This window comes from Arcobacter sp. F155, assembly GCF_004116455.1.
GTDB lineage: Bacteria > Campylobacterota > Campylobacteria > Campylobacterales > Arcobacteraceae > Halarcobacter.
The window spans coordinates 22,643-41,059 of the sequence record NZ_PDJU01000001.1 but is presented as its reverse complement, the minus strand read 5'-3'; the positions used below and the strand labels follow the sequence as shown (position 1 = coordinate 41,059).

General features: G+C 27.5%; 19 protein-coding genes. 13 read left to right on the top strand and 6 right to left on the bottom strand.

The window, feature by feature from the left end; all coding sequences use genetic code 11:
* Positions 1 to 36: 36 nt before the first annotated feature.
* The 7 genes from CRV03_RS00200 to CRV03_RS00170 all read left to right on the top strand — a co-directional run bounded on the left by CRV03_RS00200 (position 37) and on the right by CRV03_RS00170 (position 6,621).
* Positions 37 to 888, top strand: coding sequence for a M23 family metallopeptidase (locus tag CRV03_RS00200; protein ID WP_129083124.1), 852 nt, complete (start codon positions 37 to 39; stop codon positions 886 to 888).
* A 60-nt stretch (positions 889 to 948) separates the two neighbouring features.
* A complete protein-coding gene (locus tag CRV03_RS00195; protein ID WP_129083123.1) occupies positions 949 to 1,680 on the top strand; it encodes a VacJ family lipoprotein in 732 nt (243 codons plus the stop codon).
* A 3-nt stretch (positions 1,681 to 1,683) separates the two neighbouring features.
* Positions 1,684 to 2,256, top strand: coding sequence for a phospholipid-binding protein MlaC (locus CRV03_RS00190; protein WP_129083122.1), 573 nt, complete (start codon positions 1,684 to 1,686; stop codon positions 2,254 to 2,256).
* Positions 2,257 to 2,262: 6 nt separating this feature from the next.
* The gene (locus CRV03_RS00185) at positions 2,263 to 4,752 is read left to right on the top strand and encodes an RND family transporter (RefSeq protein WP_129083121.1); all 2,490 of its coding nucleotides are present in this window, start codon (positions 2,263 to 2,265) and stop codon (positions 4,750 to 4,752) included.
* 4 nt (positions 4,753 to 4,756) lie between these two features.
* Positions 4,757 to 5,341, top strand: coding sequence for a TIGR00730 family Rossman fold protein (locus CRV03_RS00180; protein ID WP_129083120.1), 585 nt, complete (start codon positions 4,757 to 4,759; stop codon positions 5,339 to 5,341).
* A gap of 235 nt (positions 5,342 to 5,576) precedes the next feature.
* The gene (locus CRV03_RS00175; protein ID WP_129083119.1) at positions 5,577 to 5,984 is read left to right on the top strand and encodes a ModE family transcriptional regulator; all 408 of its coding nucleotides are present in this window, start codon (positions 5,577 to 5,579) and stop codon (positions 5,982 to 5,984) included.
* A complete protein-coding gene (locus CRV03_RS00170) occupies positions 5,974 to 6,621 on the top strand; it encodes an HAD family phosphatase (protein WP_129083118.1) in 648 nt (215 codons plus the stop codon). The genes CRV03_RS00175 and CRV03_RS00170 overlap by 11 nt, the downstream gene beginning before the upstream one ends.
* Here the strand turns inward: CRV03_RS00170 and CRV03_RS00165 are convergent.
* Complete coding sequence (locus CRV03_RS00165; RefSeq protein ID WP_129083117.1) at positions 6,607 to 7,722, bottom strand: pyridoxal phosphate-dependent aminotransferase; 1,116 nt, start codon at positions 7,720 to 7,722, stop codon at positions 6,607 to 6,609. The two genes, CRV03_RS00170 and CRV03_RS00165, sit on opposite strands and share 15 nt — an antisense overlap.
* A 297-nt stretch (positions 7,723 to 8,019) precedes the next feature.
* On the opposite strand from CRV03_RS00165, the gene CRV03_RS00160 reads away from it, so the two are divergent.
* Positions 8,020 to 8,769: a hypothetical protein gene (locus tag CRV03_RS00160; protein ID WP_129083116.1), complete on the top strand. Its 750-nt coding sequence runs from the start codon at positions 8,020 to 8,022 to the stop codon at positions 8,767 to 8,769.
* Positions 8,770 to 8,847: 78 nt separating this feature from the next.
* A complete protein-coding gene (locus CRV03_RS00155; RefSeq protein ID WP_129083115.1) occupies positions 8,848 to 9,315 on the top strand; it encodes a ferritin family protein in 468 nt (155 codons plus the stop codon).
* 1 nt (position 9,316) lies between these two features.
* Here the strand turns inward: CRV03_RS00155 and CRV03_RS00150 are convergent, their stop codons facing one another.
* The 5 genes from CRV03_RS00150 to CRV03_RS00130 form a co-directional block, all read right to left on the bottom strand.
* Entirely contained in the window at positions 9,317 to 9,610 is a 294-nt protein-coding gene (locus CRV03_RS00150) for a hypothetical protein (protein ID WP_129083114.1), read from the bottom strand.
* A gap of 8 nt (positions 9,611 to 9,618) precedes the next feature.
* Positions 9,619 to 10,827: a hypothetical protein gene (locus CRV03_RS00145; protein WP_129083113.1), complete on the bottom strand. Its 1,209-nt coding sequence runs from the start codon at positions 10,825 to 10,827 to the stop codon at positions 9,619 to 9,621.
* Between the two features lie 60 nt (positions 10,828 to 10,887).
* Positions 10,888 to 11,445 (bottom strand): TlpA disulfide reductase family protein, encoded by a 558-nt coding sequence (locus tag CRV03_RS00140; protein WP_129083112.1) that lies wholly within the window; start codon positions 11,443 to 11,445, stop codon positions 10,888 to 10,890.
* Positions 11,446 to 11,460: 15 nt separating this feature from the next.
* Entirely contained in the window at positions 11,461 to 11,877 is a 417-nt protein-coding gene (locus CRV03_RS00135; RefSeq protein ID WP_129083111.1) for a disulfide oxidoreductase, read from the bottom strand.
* Positions 11,878 to 11,962: 85 nt separating this feature from the next.
* Entirely contained in the window at positions 11,963 to 12,892 is a 930-nt protein-coding gene (locus tag CRV03_RS00130) for a methyltransferase domain-containing protein (RefSeq protein WP_129083110.1), read from the bottom strand.
* 82 nt (positions 12,893 to 12,974) lie between these two features.
* Here CRV03_RS00130 and CRV03_RS00125 point away from each other — a divergent pair, with 82 nt between their 5' ends.
* From CRV03_RS00125 to CRV03_RS00110, 4 genes are all read left to right on the top strand, one after another.
* The gene (locus CRV03_RS00125; protein ID WP_129083109.1) at positions 12,975 to 14,891 is read left to right on the top strand and encodes a cache domain-containing protein; all 1,917 of its coding nucleotides are present in this window, start codon (positions 12,975 to 12,977) and stop codon (positions 14,889 to 14,891) included.
* A gap of 48 nt (positions 14,892 to 14,939) precedes the next feature.
* Entirely contained in the window at positions 14,940 to 16,322 is a 1,383-nt protein-coding gene (locus CRV03_RS00120) for a PhoH family protein (protein WP_129083108.1), read from the top strand.
* Positions 16,273 to 17,985: an HD domain-containing protein gene (locus CRV03_RS00115; RefSeq protein WP_258238953.1), complete on the top strand. Its 1,713-nt coding sequence runs from the start codon at positions 16,273 to 16,275 to the stop codon at positions 17,983 to 17,985. Before CRV03_RS00120 ends, CRV03_RS00115 begins: the two co-directional genes overlap by 50 nt.
* A gap of 70 nt (positions 17,986 to 18,055) precedes the next feature.
* Positions 18,056 to 18,412: a hypothetical protein gene (locus CRV03_RS00110; protein WP_129083107.1), complete on the top strand. Its 357-nt coding sequence runs from the start codon at positions 18,056 to 18,058 to the stop codon at positions 18,410 to 18,412.
* Positions 18,413 to 18,417: the final 5 nt, after the last annotated feature.

Sequence of the window (18,417 nt, the reverse complement as noted above, 5' to 3'; positions counted from 1 at the left end):
AAGATAGTAATAATATTTTTTGGATAAGATTCCATCATGAAAAAAATATTTATACTTTTATTTATTATTAATCAACTTATATTTGCACTTAAAATATCTTCTAAAAAGGTAGAAAATGCAAATACTTTATTTCTTAAAATTGTTAAAGAAAATATCAAAGAACCAAAACTTACTTTAGATAATCACAACATCAACTTTTTTAAATTCCCAAACAAAAAAAATAGTTATTATGCTTTAGTTCCTATCTCTTACTACAAGGATTTAAAAAAGTATAAAATCATCATCTCTTATATTGAAAATGAGAAAAAAGTCTTCAAAGGTATTCCTATTGAAGTTATTGATGGAAAATATAAAAGTGAAGTTATAAATGTAGATAGCTCAAAAGTTACATTAAATGAAAAAAACAAAAAACGTGTTTCAAAAGAGTATAAAGAAGCTATGAAAATCTACAACACTACAAGTAAAACTCTTTATATCAATGATAAATTCATATATCCCCTTGAAACTAAGATAACTAGTGATTTTGGGAGAAAAAGAGTTTATAACGGAAGTCTAAAATCATACCATAGTGGAACAGACTATAGAGCTAAAGTTGGTACTAAAATAAAAGCAATTAACAATGGGAAAGTTGTTATTGCAAAAGATAGATTTTATGCTGGGAACTCTATTGTTCTTGACCATGGAAATGGTATCTATTCTGGCTACTATCACTTAAGTAAAATGAACTATAAAGAAGGTGACCTTGTAAAAAAAGGTGATATCATTGGTCTAAGTGGTAGCACAGGTAGAGTTACGGGACCTCACTTACATTTCTCATTTAGAATACATGGTATACAAGTAGATCCGTTACAGGCTATTGATTTACTAAATAACAATTTATCACATTAAGCTTTTTTTATAATATTTTTAGGTATTCTATCTCTCTTATACACACAAGGAAAAGTTAAAATGAAAAAGTTAGTTGTTCTTTTTTTAATGCTTGTGAGCATTAGTTTTGCTCAAGAACTAGAAAAAGATGATTTTAATAATGAGTTTAGTGAATTTAGTACGCCTAAAGAGAGCTTTGACCCTCTTGTTGATTATAACCGTACAATGACTTCATTTAATCATTATGTTTACCTAAACATCTTAGAACCAACAGCAAAAGGTTATGCAACAGTTGTACCAGAAATAGCTAGAACTGGTATTTCAAATTTTATTGATAATGTTACGTTTCCAATTAGATTTGTAAACAATGTTCTTCAATTAAAATTTAACTACGCTTTAGAAGAGTTAGGTAGATTTGCAATAAACTCTACAATTGGTATTGCTGGACTAATGGATCCTGCAACAAGTATGAACCTAAAAGAAAGAAAAGAAGACTTTGGTCAAACTCTTGCTTTTTATGGAGCTGGTGAAGGTTTTCATTTAGTATTACCATTTTTTGGTCCTTCAAACCTAAGGGATACTTTTGGACTGGTTGCTGATGGTTATATTTCACCGTTAACAGATGTAAGTTCATTAGATTATAAAATACCAGACAGAGCTGAAAAAACGTTAGGAATACAAGCAATTAAATTAGTAAACAATGTTTCTTTAAATCAGGGAAGATATGAAACATTTACAAAAGATGCAATTGATTTATATTCACTACTAAAAAATGCATACAACCAAAGAAGAGAAAAAGAGATTAAGGAATAATCAATGTTAAAAAAATATTTTCTACTATTTCTAGTTTCTACAACTTTAATATTCGCAGTAACTAAAGAAGAAATAGAACCACATATGGTTAAAAAAGTAAATGAAGTACTTTCTATTTTAAAAAGTAAAGAACTAAATAAAGAGACTAAAAGTCAACAAATAATTTCAAAGATGGATCCAATCTTTGACTATACTTTAATGGCTAGATTATCACTTGGAAAAGAGTGGAATACACTTTCAAATGATAAAAAAGAAGAGTTCACTTCACTATTTACTAAAGTTTTAAAAAAGTCATACCTTAACAAACTTGATTTATATACAAATCAAGAGATTAAATTTTTAGGGACACAAGAACCAAAAAGCAATAGAATTATTGTAAATACTGTACTTGTTGGTGAGAAAGAAAACTTTGATATTAACTATAAATTCTACCAAAAAGCAAAAGATGAATGGAAGATTTATGATATCAATCTACTTGGAGTAAGTATTATTCAAACTTACAGACAACAATTCGCAGGATTTTTAAAAGACAAATCTTTTGATGATTTATTAAAAAACTTAAATAGTAAAAAATAATTTAATATGACTAAAAAGTTTTTTGATTTAACTGTTATAAAACACCCCTTTAAAACAGTTTTTATACTTTTATTAGGAGTAATATTCTTAGGATATTACTCTACAAAGTTAGAGATTGACGCTTCTTCAGAAACACTACTTCTTGATGATGACAAAGACTTACAATTTGCTAGAAAAGTTTCAAAGTTATACTATAATCCTGATTTCTTACTAGTTACATATTCTCCAAAAAAAGATTTACTTCATGATGAAACTCTTGAAGAGTTAAAAGAACTATCAGAAGAGCTAACACAAATAGAGAATATTGCCTCTGTAACTTCTATTTTAAATGTTCCCCTCCTTCAATCTCCTGTTCAAAAGTTAACAAAACTTGTTGATAATATAAGAACATTAGAAAATAGTAATCCAGACAAAAAACTTGTAAAAGAAGAGTTTTTAACTTCTGAGATATATAAAAATGCCTTAGTTAGTTCTGATTTTAAAACAACAGCACTAGTTCTAAATCTAAAAGAAAATAAAGAGTATTTTAAATTTATTGATAAAAGAAAAAAACTTTTAGATAAACAAAGAACTAATAGTTTAAGTGAAGAAGAAAAACAACAATTAACTAAGATTCAAAAAGAGTTCAAACTATTTAGAGATAAACAAAGAGAAGAAAATAGTCAAACAATAGAAGAGATAAGAACAGTAATTGCGCAGTATCAAAATAATGCTTCCCTATTTTTAGGCGGAGTAAATATGATTGCAGATGATATTATCACTTTTGTAAAAAATGATTTAGTTATCTATGGTTCAACTTTAGTTCTACTTCTAATCCTTATTTTATGGATTATTTTTAGACAAATGATTTGGATAACTCTACCTTTATTAATCTGTGTACTTTCAGTAGTTTCAACAACAGGTGCTTTAGGTTTCTTTGCTTGGGAAGTAACAGTTATCTCATCAAACTTTATTGCATTACAATTAATTATTACAATATCTATTGTTTTACACTTAATTGTAAGATATAGAGAACTTAGTTCTATCTATCCTAACTCTTCACAATATAAGCTTGTAATAAATACTATTTTATCAAAACTAAACCCATCATTCTTTGCTATTATTACTACTATTGCAGGGTTTGGTTCTTTAGTTTTATCAGGTATTCAACCAGTTAAAAACTTAGGTTGGATGATGAGTACTGGTATTGCTATTTCTTTAGTTATCTCTTTTATAGTATTTCCAGCTATCTTAATACTACTAAAAAGAGTTCAAAGTCCTAAAGAGTCTAACTTCAAGCTAAAAACAATTGCTCTATCAAAATACCTAGTAGAATTCCATGGTAAAAAAATCATCTTTACTAGTATTGTTGTAGTAGTTTTTGCACTAACAGGAGCTTCAAAACTTATTGTTGAAAATAGTTTTATTAACTACTTTAAAGAATCAACGCAGATATACAAAGGAATGAAAGTAATTGATGAAAGTCTAGGAGGAACAACTCCTTTAGATGTAGTAATTACTTTTAAAGAGGAAGAGAAACAAGAAGTTAAAGTATCAAAAGATAGCTTTGGTTTTGACTCTTTTGAAGATGAATTTGCTATTGATAAAAGTAGTGAAGAGTATTGGTTTACAAGGGATAAACTAAATGTCATTCTAAGAGTACATAACTATTTAGAATCTATTGAGGAAATAGGAAAAGTTCAATCATTAGCAACTCTTTTAAAAATAGGAAAAACATTAAATGAAGGAAAAGAGTTAGATAGCTTTACCCTTGCTTTACTTTATAAAAAGCTTCCTGAAGAGTATAAAAAGATAATTCTAAGTCCTTATATTAATATTGAAAATAATCAAGCAAGAATTACAACTAGAATCATTGATTCAAATCCCGATTTAAGAAGGGATGAGCTTTTAAAAAGAATTAATAGTGAACTTCCAGCTGTAATAAATAGCTCAAGTGTAGAGTTTAGATTATCAAATCTAATGGTTTTATATAACAACATGCTTCAATCGCTATTTGATTCGCAAATCAAGACTTTAGGTTTTGTTGTTATAATTTTATTTGTAATGTTTTTGATACTATTTAAATCATTTAAAATAGCAACAATTGCAATCTTGGCAAATATTGTTCCTATCTCTATTATCTTTGGAATTATGGGATGGCTTACTATTCCACTAGATATTATGACTATTACTATTGCAGCTATTTCTATAGGAATTGGGGTAGATGATACTATTCACTATATTCATAGATTTCATGAAGAGTATAAAAAAGACCATAACTATATGGAAGCTATGAAAAGAAGTCACGAAAGTATCGGTTATGCTATGACTTATACTTCTTTAGTAGTAATTGTTGGATTCTGTATTTTAGTATTATCAAATCTTATTCCTACTATCTATTTTGGACTATTAACAGTAATTGTAATGGCAACTATTTTAAGCTCTGCCCTACTTTTACTTCCAAAACTATTAATTCTATTAAAACCTTATGGTAATAAAAAAGCTAGGAGCATTTAAGTAAATGAATATTGCAGTATATTGTGGTTCAAACTTTGGGAAAAATGAGATATATAAAAATACAGCCTTGAAAATGGTTGATTATCTAGCTAAAGAGAATTGTTCAATTGTTTACGGAGGAAGTAAAGCTGGACTTATGGGAGTTATTTCAAACCATGCTTTAGAAAAGAATATTCCTGTTTATGGAGTAATTACCCATGACCTTGCAAGTAAAGAACTTGAAAATGAAAAGCTTTCAAATATCATTAAAGTAAATGATATAAGAGAAAGGAAAGCAAAGATGGAAGAGCTTTCTGATGCTTTTATTGCATTTCCTGGTGGATGTGGTACTTTAGAAGAAATCTCAGAGATATTAACATCTATACAAGTGGGATATAGTACAAAACCTTGCGCTTTTTTTAACCTAAATGGATATTATGACAATCTTTTATCTTTTTTACAAAATGCTGTAAATGAAGGTTTTATGTTAAAAGAACATCTTGATTCAATTATTGTAAGTGACGATATAGAAGTGATTTACAAAGGCTTTATAAACTATGAAGCACCAAAGAGTAAATGGGAGATTTTAAAAGCGTTAACGAATTGTTAATTTTTTGTTACTGCTCATTAATTCTTAACTATTATAATTTTATTAAGCAATGAGTAACAGCGAACTTACTCAGAGCATTTTTGCGAACAAACAATCTCCTAAAAAGCAGAGCTTTCTCCTTGCTCTGCTTTTTTTTTAGTAATACAATAAATATTGAATATAATTATCACATTTGCTACACAATTGTTATGGTATAATTGTATAATTCAAAAAAATTTTAAGGCTATATAAATTAATGAAAAAACTTGACAATATTCAAAGAGATTTACTTCTAACAAATCTTGATGAAGATGGCAAACTATCATGTCTAAAAGCATTTAAAGTTGCCAGATTAATTGGGATGAAGCCAAAAGACATGGCTGAAGTAACAAAATCAATGAATATAAAAATTACAAACTGCGAACTTGGTGTTTTTGGAAAAATTAACTTCTCTGACTTAGATGACAATATATATAATAAACTATCTCAAAACTTTGCACAGGATAAAAAAGTTGATTGTGAAGTTGCTTGGTACACAGCAAGAGACAAAGGTGCAAGTCTAAGAAAAGTAGGCTCTACAATCAATAACTCAGATATAAAAGTTACTCACTGTCAACTTGGATGCTTCTATGACGAAGAGTTTGAAGAGTACGATGACAAATAAAAAAAAATTTATACTTTTTGATAATGATGGTGTTTTAGTAGAAACAGAAAAATGGTATTATGAAGCTAACGTCAAAGCACTAAAAGAGTTAAACCTAACACTTGAATTAGATACTTACTTAGAGATTATGGCTAGAGGTGGAACAGCTTGGGAAATTGCATTTGCTCAAGGGGTTTCAAAAGATGTAGTTGATAAGCAAAGAGAAAAAAGAGATGTATTCTATCAAGAGTTTCTTACAACTAAAGATATTGAAATTCAAGGTGTAAAGCCTTTACTTAAAGAGTTATCTCAAAACTATAAAATGGCTATTATTACAACTTCAAGAAGAGTTGATTTTGATTTAATTCATAAAAACAGAGGTATTGTTGATTTTATGGATTTTACTCTTTGTGTTGAAGAGTATGCAAAAGCTAAACCAGCACCTGACCCATACATTGCAGGACTTAAAAAGTTTAATGCAAAAAAAGAAGAAACTATTATAGTTGAAGACTCACAAAGAGGTCTTACTTCAGCATATAATGCAGGTATTGAGTGTGCTGTAGTTCATAATGAGTTTACTAAAACCCATGACTTTTCAAAAGCAAACTATCATATTAAAAAATTAGATGAGTTAAAAGAGCTTTTATCTACTTTGTAGATACTCTTTTAATCTTTTAATTCCCTCTTCCATATGCTTTATATCTCTTGTGTAGGCAAATCTTAAATACTTATTTGTGCTGTTAGTTCCAAAATCTTTTCCTGGAGTTGTTGCTATATGAATGTTTTCTAATAACTCTTTTGCAAAAGCAAAGCTATCATCTGTATATTTTGAAACATCAGCCCAAAGATAAAAAGCTCCATCAGGCTTAGCATCAACACTAAAGATTTCATTTAACTCTTTATATAAATAATCTCGTCTTTGTTTAAAACTGTTTTTTATATTTTCTAAATACTCATAATCAAAAGCTTCTAAAGCTGCATATTGAGAAAGAGTTGGAGCAGAGATAAAAATATTTTGAGCCACAATCTCAGCTTCTCTTACTAAGTTCTTTGGAACTATTATCCAACCAAGTCTAAGTCCTGGCATACAGTAGTATTTAGAAAAGCCATTGATAACAAAGACATTATCACTAAACTGTAAAGCAGTTGAAACATCTTTTTCATAAACTAAACCATGATATAACTCATCTGAAATAAAAGAGATACTATTTTTATCACAATACTCAACTAGCTCTTTTAAATTTCTATCACCATAGATATTTCCCGTTGGATTAGAAGGAGAAGATATTTGAAGAGCATCTAAGTTCTGTTTTTCTAAATGCTCAACTTTCAACTCATAATCACATGACTTATCAATATTCATAAAAACAGGTTCTATATCAAGCATATTTGCAAAGTTCTTATAACAAGGATAAGAAGGATCGCTAAGTCCTAGTTTTCCATTTTGTTTTAAAGTTAAAGTATAAGCTACTAAAAATGCCCCTGATGTTCCAGGAGTTAATAAAATCTGAGAAGAGTCAATATCTACACCATACTCTTTTTTATAGTGAGCTACTATTTTATCACGTAAACTTTTTAAACCTAAACTTTCAGTATAAGAGAATTTATTTTCATCAACTGCTTGTTTTAAAGCCTCTTTTACTTTAGGGTTTGGATTTAAGTCAGGTTGCCCTATTTCAAAATGTATAGTATCTTCATATTTCAAAGCTTCTCTAACTATATCCATAACAATAAAAGAGTTCATATTTTCATATCGCATAAGTAATCCTAATAATTAAAAAATGGATTATACTATAAAAAAGTTGGATTTTTGATATATTAATGAGAGTAGCATTAGCGAAGGAGAAGAATAAAAAAATGCTAACTCTCATTAAATTTGGCTGTGTAGTTTACATCAAATTCTTTTAATGTATTGAAATATTAGCAAACTACTCTTAACCAAAAATCACACCCTAAAACAAATAGGAGTATTTTAGTCTTATTTAAGTTTTATTCCTATTTTAACAAAGTCTGAGCTTACTTTTGATACTATTTCAGGACTAATACAAGGATTTTTATGCAATATTTTGGAACTTTAGAAACTAAATATGAAGAAGTATTTTTAACTTCAAGTTATCTATATTTTAATAAAGAAGATGAACAAATTGATGCTAAACAGCTTAAACAATTAATTAAAACAAACAAAGACAAAAAGAAGAACATTGTAGGAACTATTATTATGTATAGTCCACTTGTTACTCCTGTGGGATATGACTCTAATAAATATTTATTAGACCAAGACTTTGACCAATACGATGAAATGGTAGAGCTAAAGTGTGAAGACTATATTACACTATATAAACATGCTATGGGAAATCAATTTGAAGGAAAACTTGTAGAGATTGTAAACCTATTTAATCTTATGGAAAAAAATATTGATGCTTCTTCATTACTTATGAAGTTTGACCAAGACTTAGAGATTTACTATTCACAACAAAATACTGAGTTTGATAGAGATATTATGTATTTAGACTGCAAAAATATTATTCCAAAAGGAAAGTTTGTATTCTTTGCATGGGGAGAAAAAATCAATCCAAAAGAGTTTATTTATATCAACAACTATGCACAAACTATCTATAGAAGATGCAAAGATGAACTAAGCAAAAATGTTGCTTTTGTTTATAAAAAAGAGAAAACAATTGAGTGGTCAGAAGACTTCATTCAATTTGCTGCACCTGCACAAGTTTCTAAATATAAAACATCAATTCACAATGCCATAAAAAAATCATTTGAAAGTTTTCCACCTATTAGCCAATCTTATAGTTAAAACTTTATATTTCATTGACATTATTTTCTTTGTTAGATATTATAGTAACACTAATTGTTACGCATAAAGGAGAAGAAGATGAATGTCTATGAGTATGCAATGAAAGTAGAAAAAGAAGGTGAAGCCTACTATAGAGAAATGGCTAATATGTCACCAAATGCTGGATTAAAAAGAATTTTCACTATGCTTGCAGAAGAAGAAGTTAAGCACTACAATGTTTTTAAAAGCATGATGAAAAAAGAAAAGCTAGATATTGATAATCTAAATCTTATTACTGATACTCAAACAATCTTTGAAACACTTGCTAATGAAAAAGATAATGTAAGCTTTGATGAAAAACAAATAAACTACTACAAAGATGCAATAAAAAGAGAAGAAAACTCTCATAACTTTTATATAGAAAAATCAAAAGATATTGAAGATGAACAAGAGAGACAAATATTTATAGAGATTGCTCACGAAGAAACAAAACATAAAAAGGTTTTAGAAGAGATTGTTCATTTCTTGGAAGAACCAGACAACTGGGTAGCTAGCGCCGAGTTTTAGACTATAAAGAAGCAAGCCTTTGAACTAAGGCTTTTGCTTCACTATCACTAAAGAATATATTATTATGAATCTTATTACTTGCTTTTTTTAGATACTCTATTTTTTTTGTAGTTAAAGTATCTGGGTCATCTTTATACTGTTCAATTATAGCTTTCATCTCATCTTCATACTTTTGAATAAGTTCTTCTTTTTTTAAAGCACTTGAACGATACTCTTTTCTACTTGTATTGTTTCCTAAATAAAGGACTAAAAAAGCAATTAGGGCTAAACCTAAAACAACTACTAAAACTTCCAAAAAAGCTCCTAATCAACTCTTGGCTGAACTACTGGTTTCTCTTTTTTCTTTTTAGAACCAGATTGATTAAAAGATTTTGCTTCTATTGCAATAGATTCAGCTCTTTTTGCAATAGTTAAAGCCTCTTCTATCTTCTTATTATTTTCAATATCAGTTTTAATTCTATCTACTCTTTCAATTAAACTTCTAAACTCAGCATGACCTAAAACATCTAAAACACCTGGCGACTTTGAAACAAACTCAATGTGCTCCTTATCTCTCCAGTTTGTAGTTAAAGAGTTATCTATATACTCTTTGTAGTCATTTTCTATTTGTGTAGGATTTGCTATAAATGCTAAGTCAAGATGTAAGTCATCTTTTTCATCAAATAAAACTTTATATAAATATTGTAAATAAGAAGCATTAGTTAAAGTTTTTATATATTCATAAACTTTTTCTTTCTCTTCTTTTTCATAAAGATACTCTAAAATATTAACTGATACTTCATCTTCACCACTTGTGAAAATAGAATCAATTTTCTCTTTACAATAATCATATACTTGATTAGACTCTTTTTTATTTAGTTTTTCAATAAATTTGAAAAGTTCAATATTATAAGAAAAAGAGAATCTATTTAAATTTTTAAATAGTACATCTAAAATTTGCCAAGGAGAGTTTTGCTTGTTTGCATATTGAACAATAGCATTTACATTTTCTACCTCATCTTGGCAAAAATGTGTTGTAGAAGAGTATTCATTAATCTCATTAGTTAATTCATTACTTAATAACTGTAAAGATTTGTTTTTAAAATATGAAGTTAATTTATCATTGTTATATTTTGATGAGCTATTAGATAACTGCTTAAATCGTTTACTAATTATCTGATATTTTTTGATTTTATCTTTAATTGAAAAAGTTGATAAAAGTTTTAGTGATTTAAATAAAATCTTATCTTTATTTTTATCTAAAGCTTTTGCTACAACCTCACCTCTTTTTGGTACTTCATTAATAAAAAGTACAAATTTTGCATTTAGTTCATCAAAAGTTTTTATATCATCAATTTTAGATATCTCTTTTAAAACTGTAGATTTTTTGATACTGTGATTAATAAAGAAAAATGCAAGTGCTATTAAAGCTAATAGCACTGCAACTATTATCAAAGTCTCATTGGGAGCTTGTTTATAAATTTCTAATAAATTGTAATTTGATTCTTTTATAAGGCTTAAGAAGTCACTCATAGTATACTATCCTTCAAGTGTAAAAAATAATTATTAGTATACTAAAATAAACTTCATAAACTATTTACTAAGAAAGCTTTCTAAGTCCTTTTCTCCAACTTCTCCAACATATTTCTTTAAAAACCTACCATCTGTTCCATAAAGAAATGACTCAGGAATTTTATTAACATCATCAAAAGCTTTTGCCATTCTAAAGTTTTCTTCCCCTACTGTAATAGGAAATTTAATCTTATGCTTTTCCATAAAAGCAGCTAACTCTTGAACATCTTTATCTCTTTCAAATAAAATTCCGATTAGTTCAAACTTATCTTGATACTTCTCATATAATTTATTAAATACAGGCATTTCTTTAATACAAGGAGGACACCAAGTAGCCCAGAAGTTAAGTAATACATACTTTCCTTTTAACTGCTCTGATGTTAAAACATCATTCTCTACTGTTAATGTAATTGTTCTACCATCTGTTGTTTTAAGATTATAAGTTTTATTACTTTGCTTTTTAAGCTCTTCAAAACTTGTATTATCTTCTACAATTGTTACTGCCTCATCACTTGAATTACATCCTGTAAAAATCAATACTGCAAATATTGATATAAATAATAAAGATAGTCTCTTCATATACTAATTTCTCCTTTATGCTCTACTTTTTTGTAAACTTAATAGTAATACTGCGATTATTCCATATGCTGCTAATGATAAGAATGGAATATTTATAAATCCAAAGTACTCAAAATACTCAGTTGAACAAGGAACCCCTTGTTTACAAGGTACTGCACTTTCTGGAACAATTCCCCACATAAGTAAGTTGTGGTAAATAGCAAACCCTAAACCTACAAAAACAAGTGGTGCTGAGTATTTAAATAGTTTATCATCTGGATATAAAAGATTGATTAAAAAGATTAAAACTAGTGGATACATAAAAATTCTTTGATACCAACACATACTACAAGGAATAAACTCCATTACTTCACTAAAAAATAGTGACCCTAAAGTAGCTATAGAAGCTACAATAAACATTACAAGAACAAGACTTGAATTAACTTTATTCATTATTTAACTAATCCTATATTTTTTCATATTTTATAATTTTCTTGTGTAAAGTCTGTGTAAATAAGACTTTAAAAGAAAACACCACTTAATTTGCTCTTATTGATGTAGCCGTTAAAATAGTATAATACTTACCAGTAAGAGTAACTCTAAACTTCTTTTGTTGTAAATACTTTTTACAAAAGAAAGCATCTTTATACAGTAAAGACTGTTCACTAAAACTATAATTTGGAGCTTTTGCCCCATAAACAACTTCACCACCAAGCCATCTACAGTTTGGAAAACCTAGGATTAATGCACCTGTTTTCTCTAAATAGTTTTGAACAATATGCATAAAAATAGCGTTAAAATCTAAATTTGAACTTTGAAGTGTTCCAATTGAGATTATCAAATCAAACTTTCCTAAATCTAGTTCATCTAAAAGATTTATATCATAGGAATAAAACTTTACATTATCATCTTCTATAAACTTCTCTTTTGCCTTTTTAATTGCAGAAAGACAATAATCAATACCTACAAACTCAATCTCTAAGAACTCATCTTTAAATGCTGTTTTGATAAGTTCAAACTCTTCTGCATTATTAACTCCAAGGTTTAAAACTCTTTTTCTTTTATTTACTTTTACATTTTTTAATGCTTGTAAATAAGAGTGAAAAAACTCAGGCTCTTCATTTTTATTTATTCTTGAAAATTGTGAATCAACACCATACTTCTCTTCAACTTCTTTACTTGAATGAAAAGTCTTATCTTCAAGTTTTAAGAAACTCAACTCCACAAAGTTTTTATCTATTAACATTGGAGTCAACATTTTATAGTGGAATTTTTCTGCTAAATCATTCCAAGACTTATATGATCTATATACATACTCTTCATCTTCTAATAATATTTTCTCTCCTGCATAAGCATTTTCAACTACGTCAGGATTTAAAACAATAATATTTATTATTTTTTCTTCTTTTTTATTATTAAAGTAAGCATAAATTTCGAATAATGATTTTTTTGTAAAGTTTTTTTTCATTTTTCTCCATTTTTTGTTAAAAGTATATCGAAGTTTAACTACAGAATAGTTATAATCACGAAGATTTAATAGGTGATAAAACATGATATTTGAAAACGAAAAACAATTTTTAAAAATAATTAAATACACACCTTCATTTTTTATTATTATCTTATCGCTGATTATTATTATTTTTCAGTTTATTGATAAAAATAATACTTTTGAAAAAGAAAAAGAAAAAATCACTCAAGAATATATTCAAAAAAATAAAAACCTAATTAAAACAAGAGTTGATTCTATTTATAACTTTATTGAAAAAGAGAGAAGTTATACTAAAGAAGAGTTAAAAAACTCAATCAAAGGAGCAGTTGAAAATGCTCACTCTATTGCAAACTCTATTTATGAAAGAAATAAAAACAAAAATCCAGAGTTAATTAAAAAGCTTATTATTGATGCCCTAAGAGATGTTAGATTTAATAAAGGACGTGGATACTTTTTTATCTATGAAAAAAGTGGTAAAAATCTTCTTCTTCCATATAATGAAAACCTAGAAGGCACAAACTTTATTAATCACCAAGATTCAAAGGGAACTTTTATTATCCAAGAGATGAATAAAGCTTTATCAAAGAACAACTCTACTTTCTACTCTTGGTACTGGTATAACCCAAATAAACAAGATAAAATGAGAGAAAAACTTGGATATATTAAAAACTTTGAACCTTTTGATTGGTTTATAGGAACTGGTGAATATATCGAAGATTATGAGCAAGAAGTAAAAGAAAAAATACTAAAACATATCAAAAACTTACAATTTGGACAAAATGGCTATGTATTTGTAATCAATTATGACTATATCTATTTAAGTCATATTAAAAAAGAGTATATTGGAAAAGATGCAATTACAAATAATGATGCAAAACAAATAAGAACAGTAATAAAAAAACTAGTTGAGATATCTAAAAGTGGTTCAGGGTTCTATGAATATACACAATTTATAAAACCAGATGGAGCAGAATCAATAAAAAAGATTAGCTTTGTAAGAGGTTTTCAAGATTGGCAATGGGTTATTGGAACTGGTTTCTATGAAGATGATTTAAAAAAAGCTATTAAAGATAAAAAAGAAGAGATAGAAAATGAATATCAGGAGAGTCTTAAAAAAACCCTTGAAATATCTCTATTTTTAGTGGTAATATTACTTCTAAGTTCAATCTATTTTTCTAAAATATTACAAAAAAAGTTTAGAAAATATAAAAGAGAAATCAGAGAACACCTAATAGAAAATACAAAACAACAAAATATTTTAGCCCAACAATCAAAAATGGCCGCAATGGGTGAGATGATAGGAAATATCGCTCATCAATGGAGACAACCATTATCAACTATTTCTACTACTGCAACAGGTTTAAAACTGCAAAAAGAGATGGATATCTTAGATGATAAGTTTTTAATAGAGAGTCTTGAGGGAATAAATAACTCAGCACAATTTCTTTCTAAAACAATTGACGACTTTAGAAACTTCTTCAAAACTGATAAAAACAAAGAAGCCTTTTCTATACAAAATGCTTTAGATAAAGCTTTAGCCCTAGTTTATGTGCAATTCCATAATAAAAATATTGAAATCATAAAAAATAGTGCTGATGCAGATATTAAAAACCTTGAAAATGAGTTTATTCAAGTAGTAATAAATATTTTAAATAATGCAAGAGATGAACTTGTAAAAAAAGATTTTGAAGAAAAGAAAACAATATTTATTGATGTTTTAAAGAAAAAAGAGACTATAGAGATTTCTATAAAAGATAATGCAGGTGGAATACCTGAAGATATTCTACCAAGAGTATTTGAACCATACTTTACAACTAAGCATAAATCTCAAGGAACTGGAATAGGTCTTTACATGAGTCAAGAGATTATTAGAAAAAATATGAATGGTCAAATTTTTGTTGAGAATATAGATTTCAATTATAATAATAGTGATTATAGAGGTGCTTGTTTTACTATTAAACTTCCAATAGATAATTAATATACAAACTGTCATTAACTTGCAACTATTACATGCTATAATTATCTTATGAAAGATAAAGTATATGTATTAGACACAAATATTATTTTGCAAAATGTTCAAAACTTAAGTAGAATATCTGACAATAGTACAAATGCTATTGTAATCCCTGAAACTGTATTATTAGAGCTTGAGGATAAAAAGAAGCTTACTAATGAACTTGGATTTTATTCTAGAGAGTTTGCAAGACTTTTAGCAAAAATGAAAATCAAGGAAGTTGATTACAAACTAGGTTTCAAAGTTGTAAAACTTTTCAACGATGAACTTACTTTACATATAATCTCAAAAGATAAATATGAATCTGAAATAGAACAAACTCACTTAAGTGAAAGTAATGATAAAAGAATTATAGAAGTTGCTGCAATTGCTCAAGACTACTATAAAGGAAGTCAAACTATCTTTTTATCGCTAGATGTTTATGCAAGAACTTTTGCTCTATTTAAAGGTATTAAATCTGAAACATTACATGATGATAAATCTACAGTTCCTGATTTTGAATTTATAAAAACTATAAAAGTTGATTCATCACTTTTTAATTCACTAGACCAAGCTGATATAAAAGAGTATGATGAAGAGTACTCGAAGGAAAACTTCTGTTATATCTTTGAAAGTGAAGATGGAAACTCTTGTCATGGAATTATTATAAATGAGAGAATAAATCTTTTAAGCGAAGCTGATTTTAAATCATTGCAAGTAAAACCTGTAAACCTAAAACAGAAATTATTTATGAAAGCTATTCTTTCAGATATGTTTGAGTTGCTTGTGATTGATGCAAAAGCAGGTTCTGGTAAGACTTTAATGTCAATGGTTAGTGCTATGAGACTAATTGATTTAGGGCATTATGATAAGATTGTCTATGTTAGAAACTCTATTGAATCACTTGATAGAGGTGCAGATATAGGTTACTTAGCTGGAAATGATGAGAAATTTAGGATTTATAATATGGCTTTACAAGATACTTTAGAATTTATTGCAAAAAAGCATCTTAAAAAAAGTGAAAGTAGAGAAAACAAAGAATCAATAGAATCAAAGATTTCAGAACTTACTTCAAAGTATTGTATTGAAACACTTTGGCCAGGGGAAGCTAGAGGAAGAACTCTTTCTAGTGCAGTTGTTATCATGGATGAGTGGCAAAACTCTTCTGAGAAAACAACACAATTAATCTTAAGTAGACTAGATGAGTCTTGCATGGCAATTGTGATTGGTTCAAATAGACAAATAGATAATTTATATTTAAATAAATATAATAATGGTCTAACAACACTATTAAAACAAACAAGACATCATCACGATGAAATAAATATGTTTGCAATAGAGTTAGAAAAAGCTGTTCGAGGTAAATTTGCTGAGTTTACTGAAAGAATATTCGAAAGGAAACAAAATACAAAATAGATTAGTTAATGATACAATATACAATCATATACCATATACAAAATTAGAAGATAAAATTTTACAAACAAAGATATTAAATAGGCTACAGTTTATTACACAAAATGCTTTAGCCTATTTTTCATACCCTTCAATTACAACAAAAAGATTTATTCACTCTTTAGGAACTATGCATTTAAGTTCATTTATTTTTAAAAACTCTTTACTAAATGCAAATAAAGAGACAAAAAATCAGTTTTTGAAAGACTTAAAAAAAGTTATAAAAGCAATTGTTAAAGAACAAAAGTTAAATATCAACCTTGATGATTTAAGTTACTTTGACAACAAAGCTTTATATGAGTTTACTATTCCTACAAAAAATAAAAAAGATAGAGCTGTTTATACTATACTTTTACAAACTATTAGAATAGCAGGTCTTATGCATGATGTAGGACATTTACCCTTTTCACATCAAGTTGAGTATGCACTAAAAAAAATATACTCTGACTTAATCAAAAAAGAGACTCTTGAAGAAAAAGAGTTAGAGTTTATCTCTTTATATGAAAATATTACAAGAAACTCTACTTTAGTTTTACATGAAGCTATTGGAAAAGAGCTTGTGAAGCTTCTATTTGAGTTTGAGATTTTTGATTTTATAAAAGATAATGAAGAAAAAGAGTTATTAAAACTTATCAAAACATTATGTATTTATATACTTGAAGACAAGGTTTATAAAGGCTTTGATTTTTCTACTATTCATAAAATAATAGACTCAACAGTTGATGCAGATAGACTTGATTATATAAATAGAGATATGCTAGCAAGTGGTTATATCACAGGTCCTTTAGATCATATTAGAATTACAAAGCAAGCTGTACTTGTAAAAGAGAATAATTCATACTTCTTAAGCTTTTTTGATATGGGATTAATAGATATAGAGCATATGCTTGAGATGAGATTTAATCTCTATAAAAAGGTTATTTATAATCATGGTATTGCAAAAACAGATGCCCTACTTGAAAATGTAGTTCAATATCTATCATCAAAATGCTTTGATAAAAAAGAAAATGAACAAAATCCCTTTAATTGTATCTCTATGCTTTGGAACTTTCAAAAAGAAAAAGATAGTGATAAACGCCTTGATATAATCTCTGTATTAGATGAGAACTGGTTAATCTCTTTATTTAAAAATGAGTATTTTTCACTAAAAAATAAAGAGTCTTTAACTCATATGGAAAAGAAATATAAATACTGTTTTGAAGAGGTTTTATTTGGAAAAAGGTTCTTTAGAAGCCCTTGGAAAAATTTAAATGAGTTTTATAAAGTATTAGGTTTTTCAACTATTGAAAGATATCAGTTTAGAGAAAGCTTTGGATATATCACTCCTAAAAAACTATCTAAACTTCAAAACTTACTAGATTTATTTATTAAAAAATGGGAAGAAAAAGAAGAAGAGTTATTCTTCACTTACCAAACGGTCTCTTTTAAAATAGGTATAGAAAAAGAGTTTTCTTTATATGATGGAGAAAATATAATAAACCTAGATGAGATTTCAACCCTTAGAAAAAGATTGAAACAATCAATGAGAAATACTGTACCTTTTTATATCTATACAAATAAAAAGAATATGAATGATGAAATGAAAAGTGAATTAAAAGAGCTTATTCTTTCAGTATTCAAAGATTAATATTGCATTTTGCCAAGTATTTTATTATTAATAGTTTTTTTTGTTAATATTCAAATAAAAAAGGTTTTTAATGATACTTGGTAAGTGTCCTTATTGTGAAGGTAGTGTTTTATCAAAAAAAATAAATGTAAAAGGTAAAAATATTAAACTTTACTCTTGTGAGAATGCTAAAAAAGAGTATGATGAGAGTGAACAATATGTTTTTACAGCTGATTCAACATGTAGATTTAGAGTATATTCAAATGCATTTTTAAGATGGAATAAACGAAGCTTTTCAGAATACGAAATGAAAAAACTACTTCAAGATGAGCAAACAATAGTAAGACTACATGGAAGAAGTGGTTCAGGAGAGTATTTTAAGTATGTTATTCCTGATTTAGAGTATGGTGTATCCATACTTTGGGATGAAGAAGTAGAAAAGGCCTAAACCTT

What these genes read in the sequence shown, in the direction of transcription:
- CRV03_RS00180 (WP_129083120.1), top strand. Translation starts at nt 4,757, where the DNA reads ATGAATATTGCAGTATATTGTGGTTCAAACTTTGGGAAAAATGAGATA.
- CRV03_RS00200 (WP_129083124.1), top strand. Translation starts at nt 37, where the DNA reads ATGAAAAAAATATTTATACTTTTATTTATTATTAATCAACTTATATTT.
- CRV03_RS00145 (WP_129083113.1), bottom strand. Translation starts at nt 10,827, where the DNA reads ATGAGTGACTTCTTAAGCCTTATAAAAGAATCAAATTACAATTTATTA.
- CRV03_RS00140 (WP_129083112.1), bottom strand. Translation starts at nt 11,445, where the DNA reads ATGAAGAGACTATCTTTATTATTTATATCAATATTTGCAGTATTGATT.
- CRV03_RS00130 (WP_129083110.1), bottom strand. Translation starts at nt 12,892, where the DNA reads ATGAAAAAAAACTTTACAAAAAAATCATTATTCGAAATTTATGCTTAC.
- CRV03_RS00195 (WP_129083123.1), top strand. Translation starts at nt 949, where the DNA reads ATGAAAAAGTTAGTTGTTCTTTTTTTAATGCTTGTGAGCATTAGTTTT.
- CRV03_RS00125 (WP_129083109.1), top strand. Translation starts at nt 12,975, where the DNA reads ATGATATTTGAAAACGAAAAACAATTTTTAAAAATAATTAAATACACA.
- CRV03_RS00160 (WP_129083116.1), top strand. Translation starts at nt 8,020, where the DNA reads ATGCAATATTTTGGAACTTTAGAAACTAAATATGAAGAAGTATTTTTA.
- CRV03_RS00135 (WP_129083111.1), bottom strand. Translation starts at nt 11,877, where the DNA reads ATGAATAAAGTTAATTCAAGTCTTGTTCTTGTAATGTTTATTGTAGCT.
- CRV03_RS00190 (WP_129083122.1), top strand. Translation starts at nt 1,684, where the DNA reads ATGTTAAAAAAATATTTTCTACTATTTCTAGTTTCTACAACTTTAATA.
- CRV03_RS00170 (WP_129083118.1), top strand. Translation starts at nt 5,974, where the DNA reads ATGACAAATAAAAAAAAATTTATACTTTTTGATAATGATGGTGTTTTA.
- CRV03_RS00175 (WP_129083119.1), top strand. Translation starts at nt 5,577, where the DNA reads ATGAAAAAACTTGACAATATTCAAAGAGATTTACTTCTAACAAATCTT.
- CRV03_RS00185 (WP_129083121.1), top strand. Translation starts at nt 2,263, where the DNA reads ATGACTAAAAAGTTTTTTGATTTAACTGTTATAAAACACCCCTTTAAA.
- CRV03_RS00155 (WP_129083115.1), top strand. Translation starts at nt 8,848, where the DNA reads ATGAATGTCTATGAGTATGCAATGAAAGTAGAAAAAGAAGGTGAAGCC.
- CRV03_RS00110 (WP_129083107.1), top strand. Translation starts at nt 18,056, where the DNA reads ATGATACTTGGTAAGTGTCCTTATTGTGAAGGTAGTGTTTTATCAAAA.
- CRV03_RS00120 (WP_129083108.1), top strand. Translation starts at nt 14,940, where the DNA reads ATGAAAGATAAAGTATATGTATTAGACACAAATATTATTTTGCAAAAT.
- CRV03_RS00165 (WP_129083117.1), bottom strand. Translation starts at nt 7,722, where the DNA reads ATGCGATATGAAAATATGAACTCTTTTATTGTTATGGATATAGTTAGA.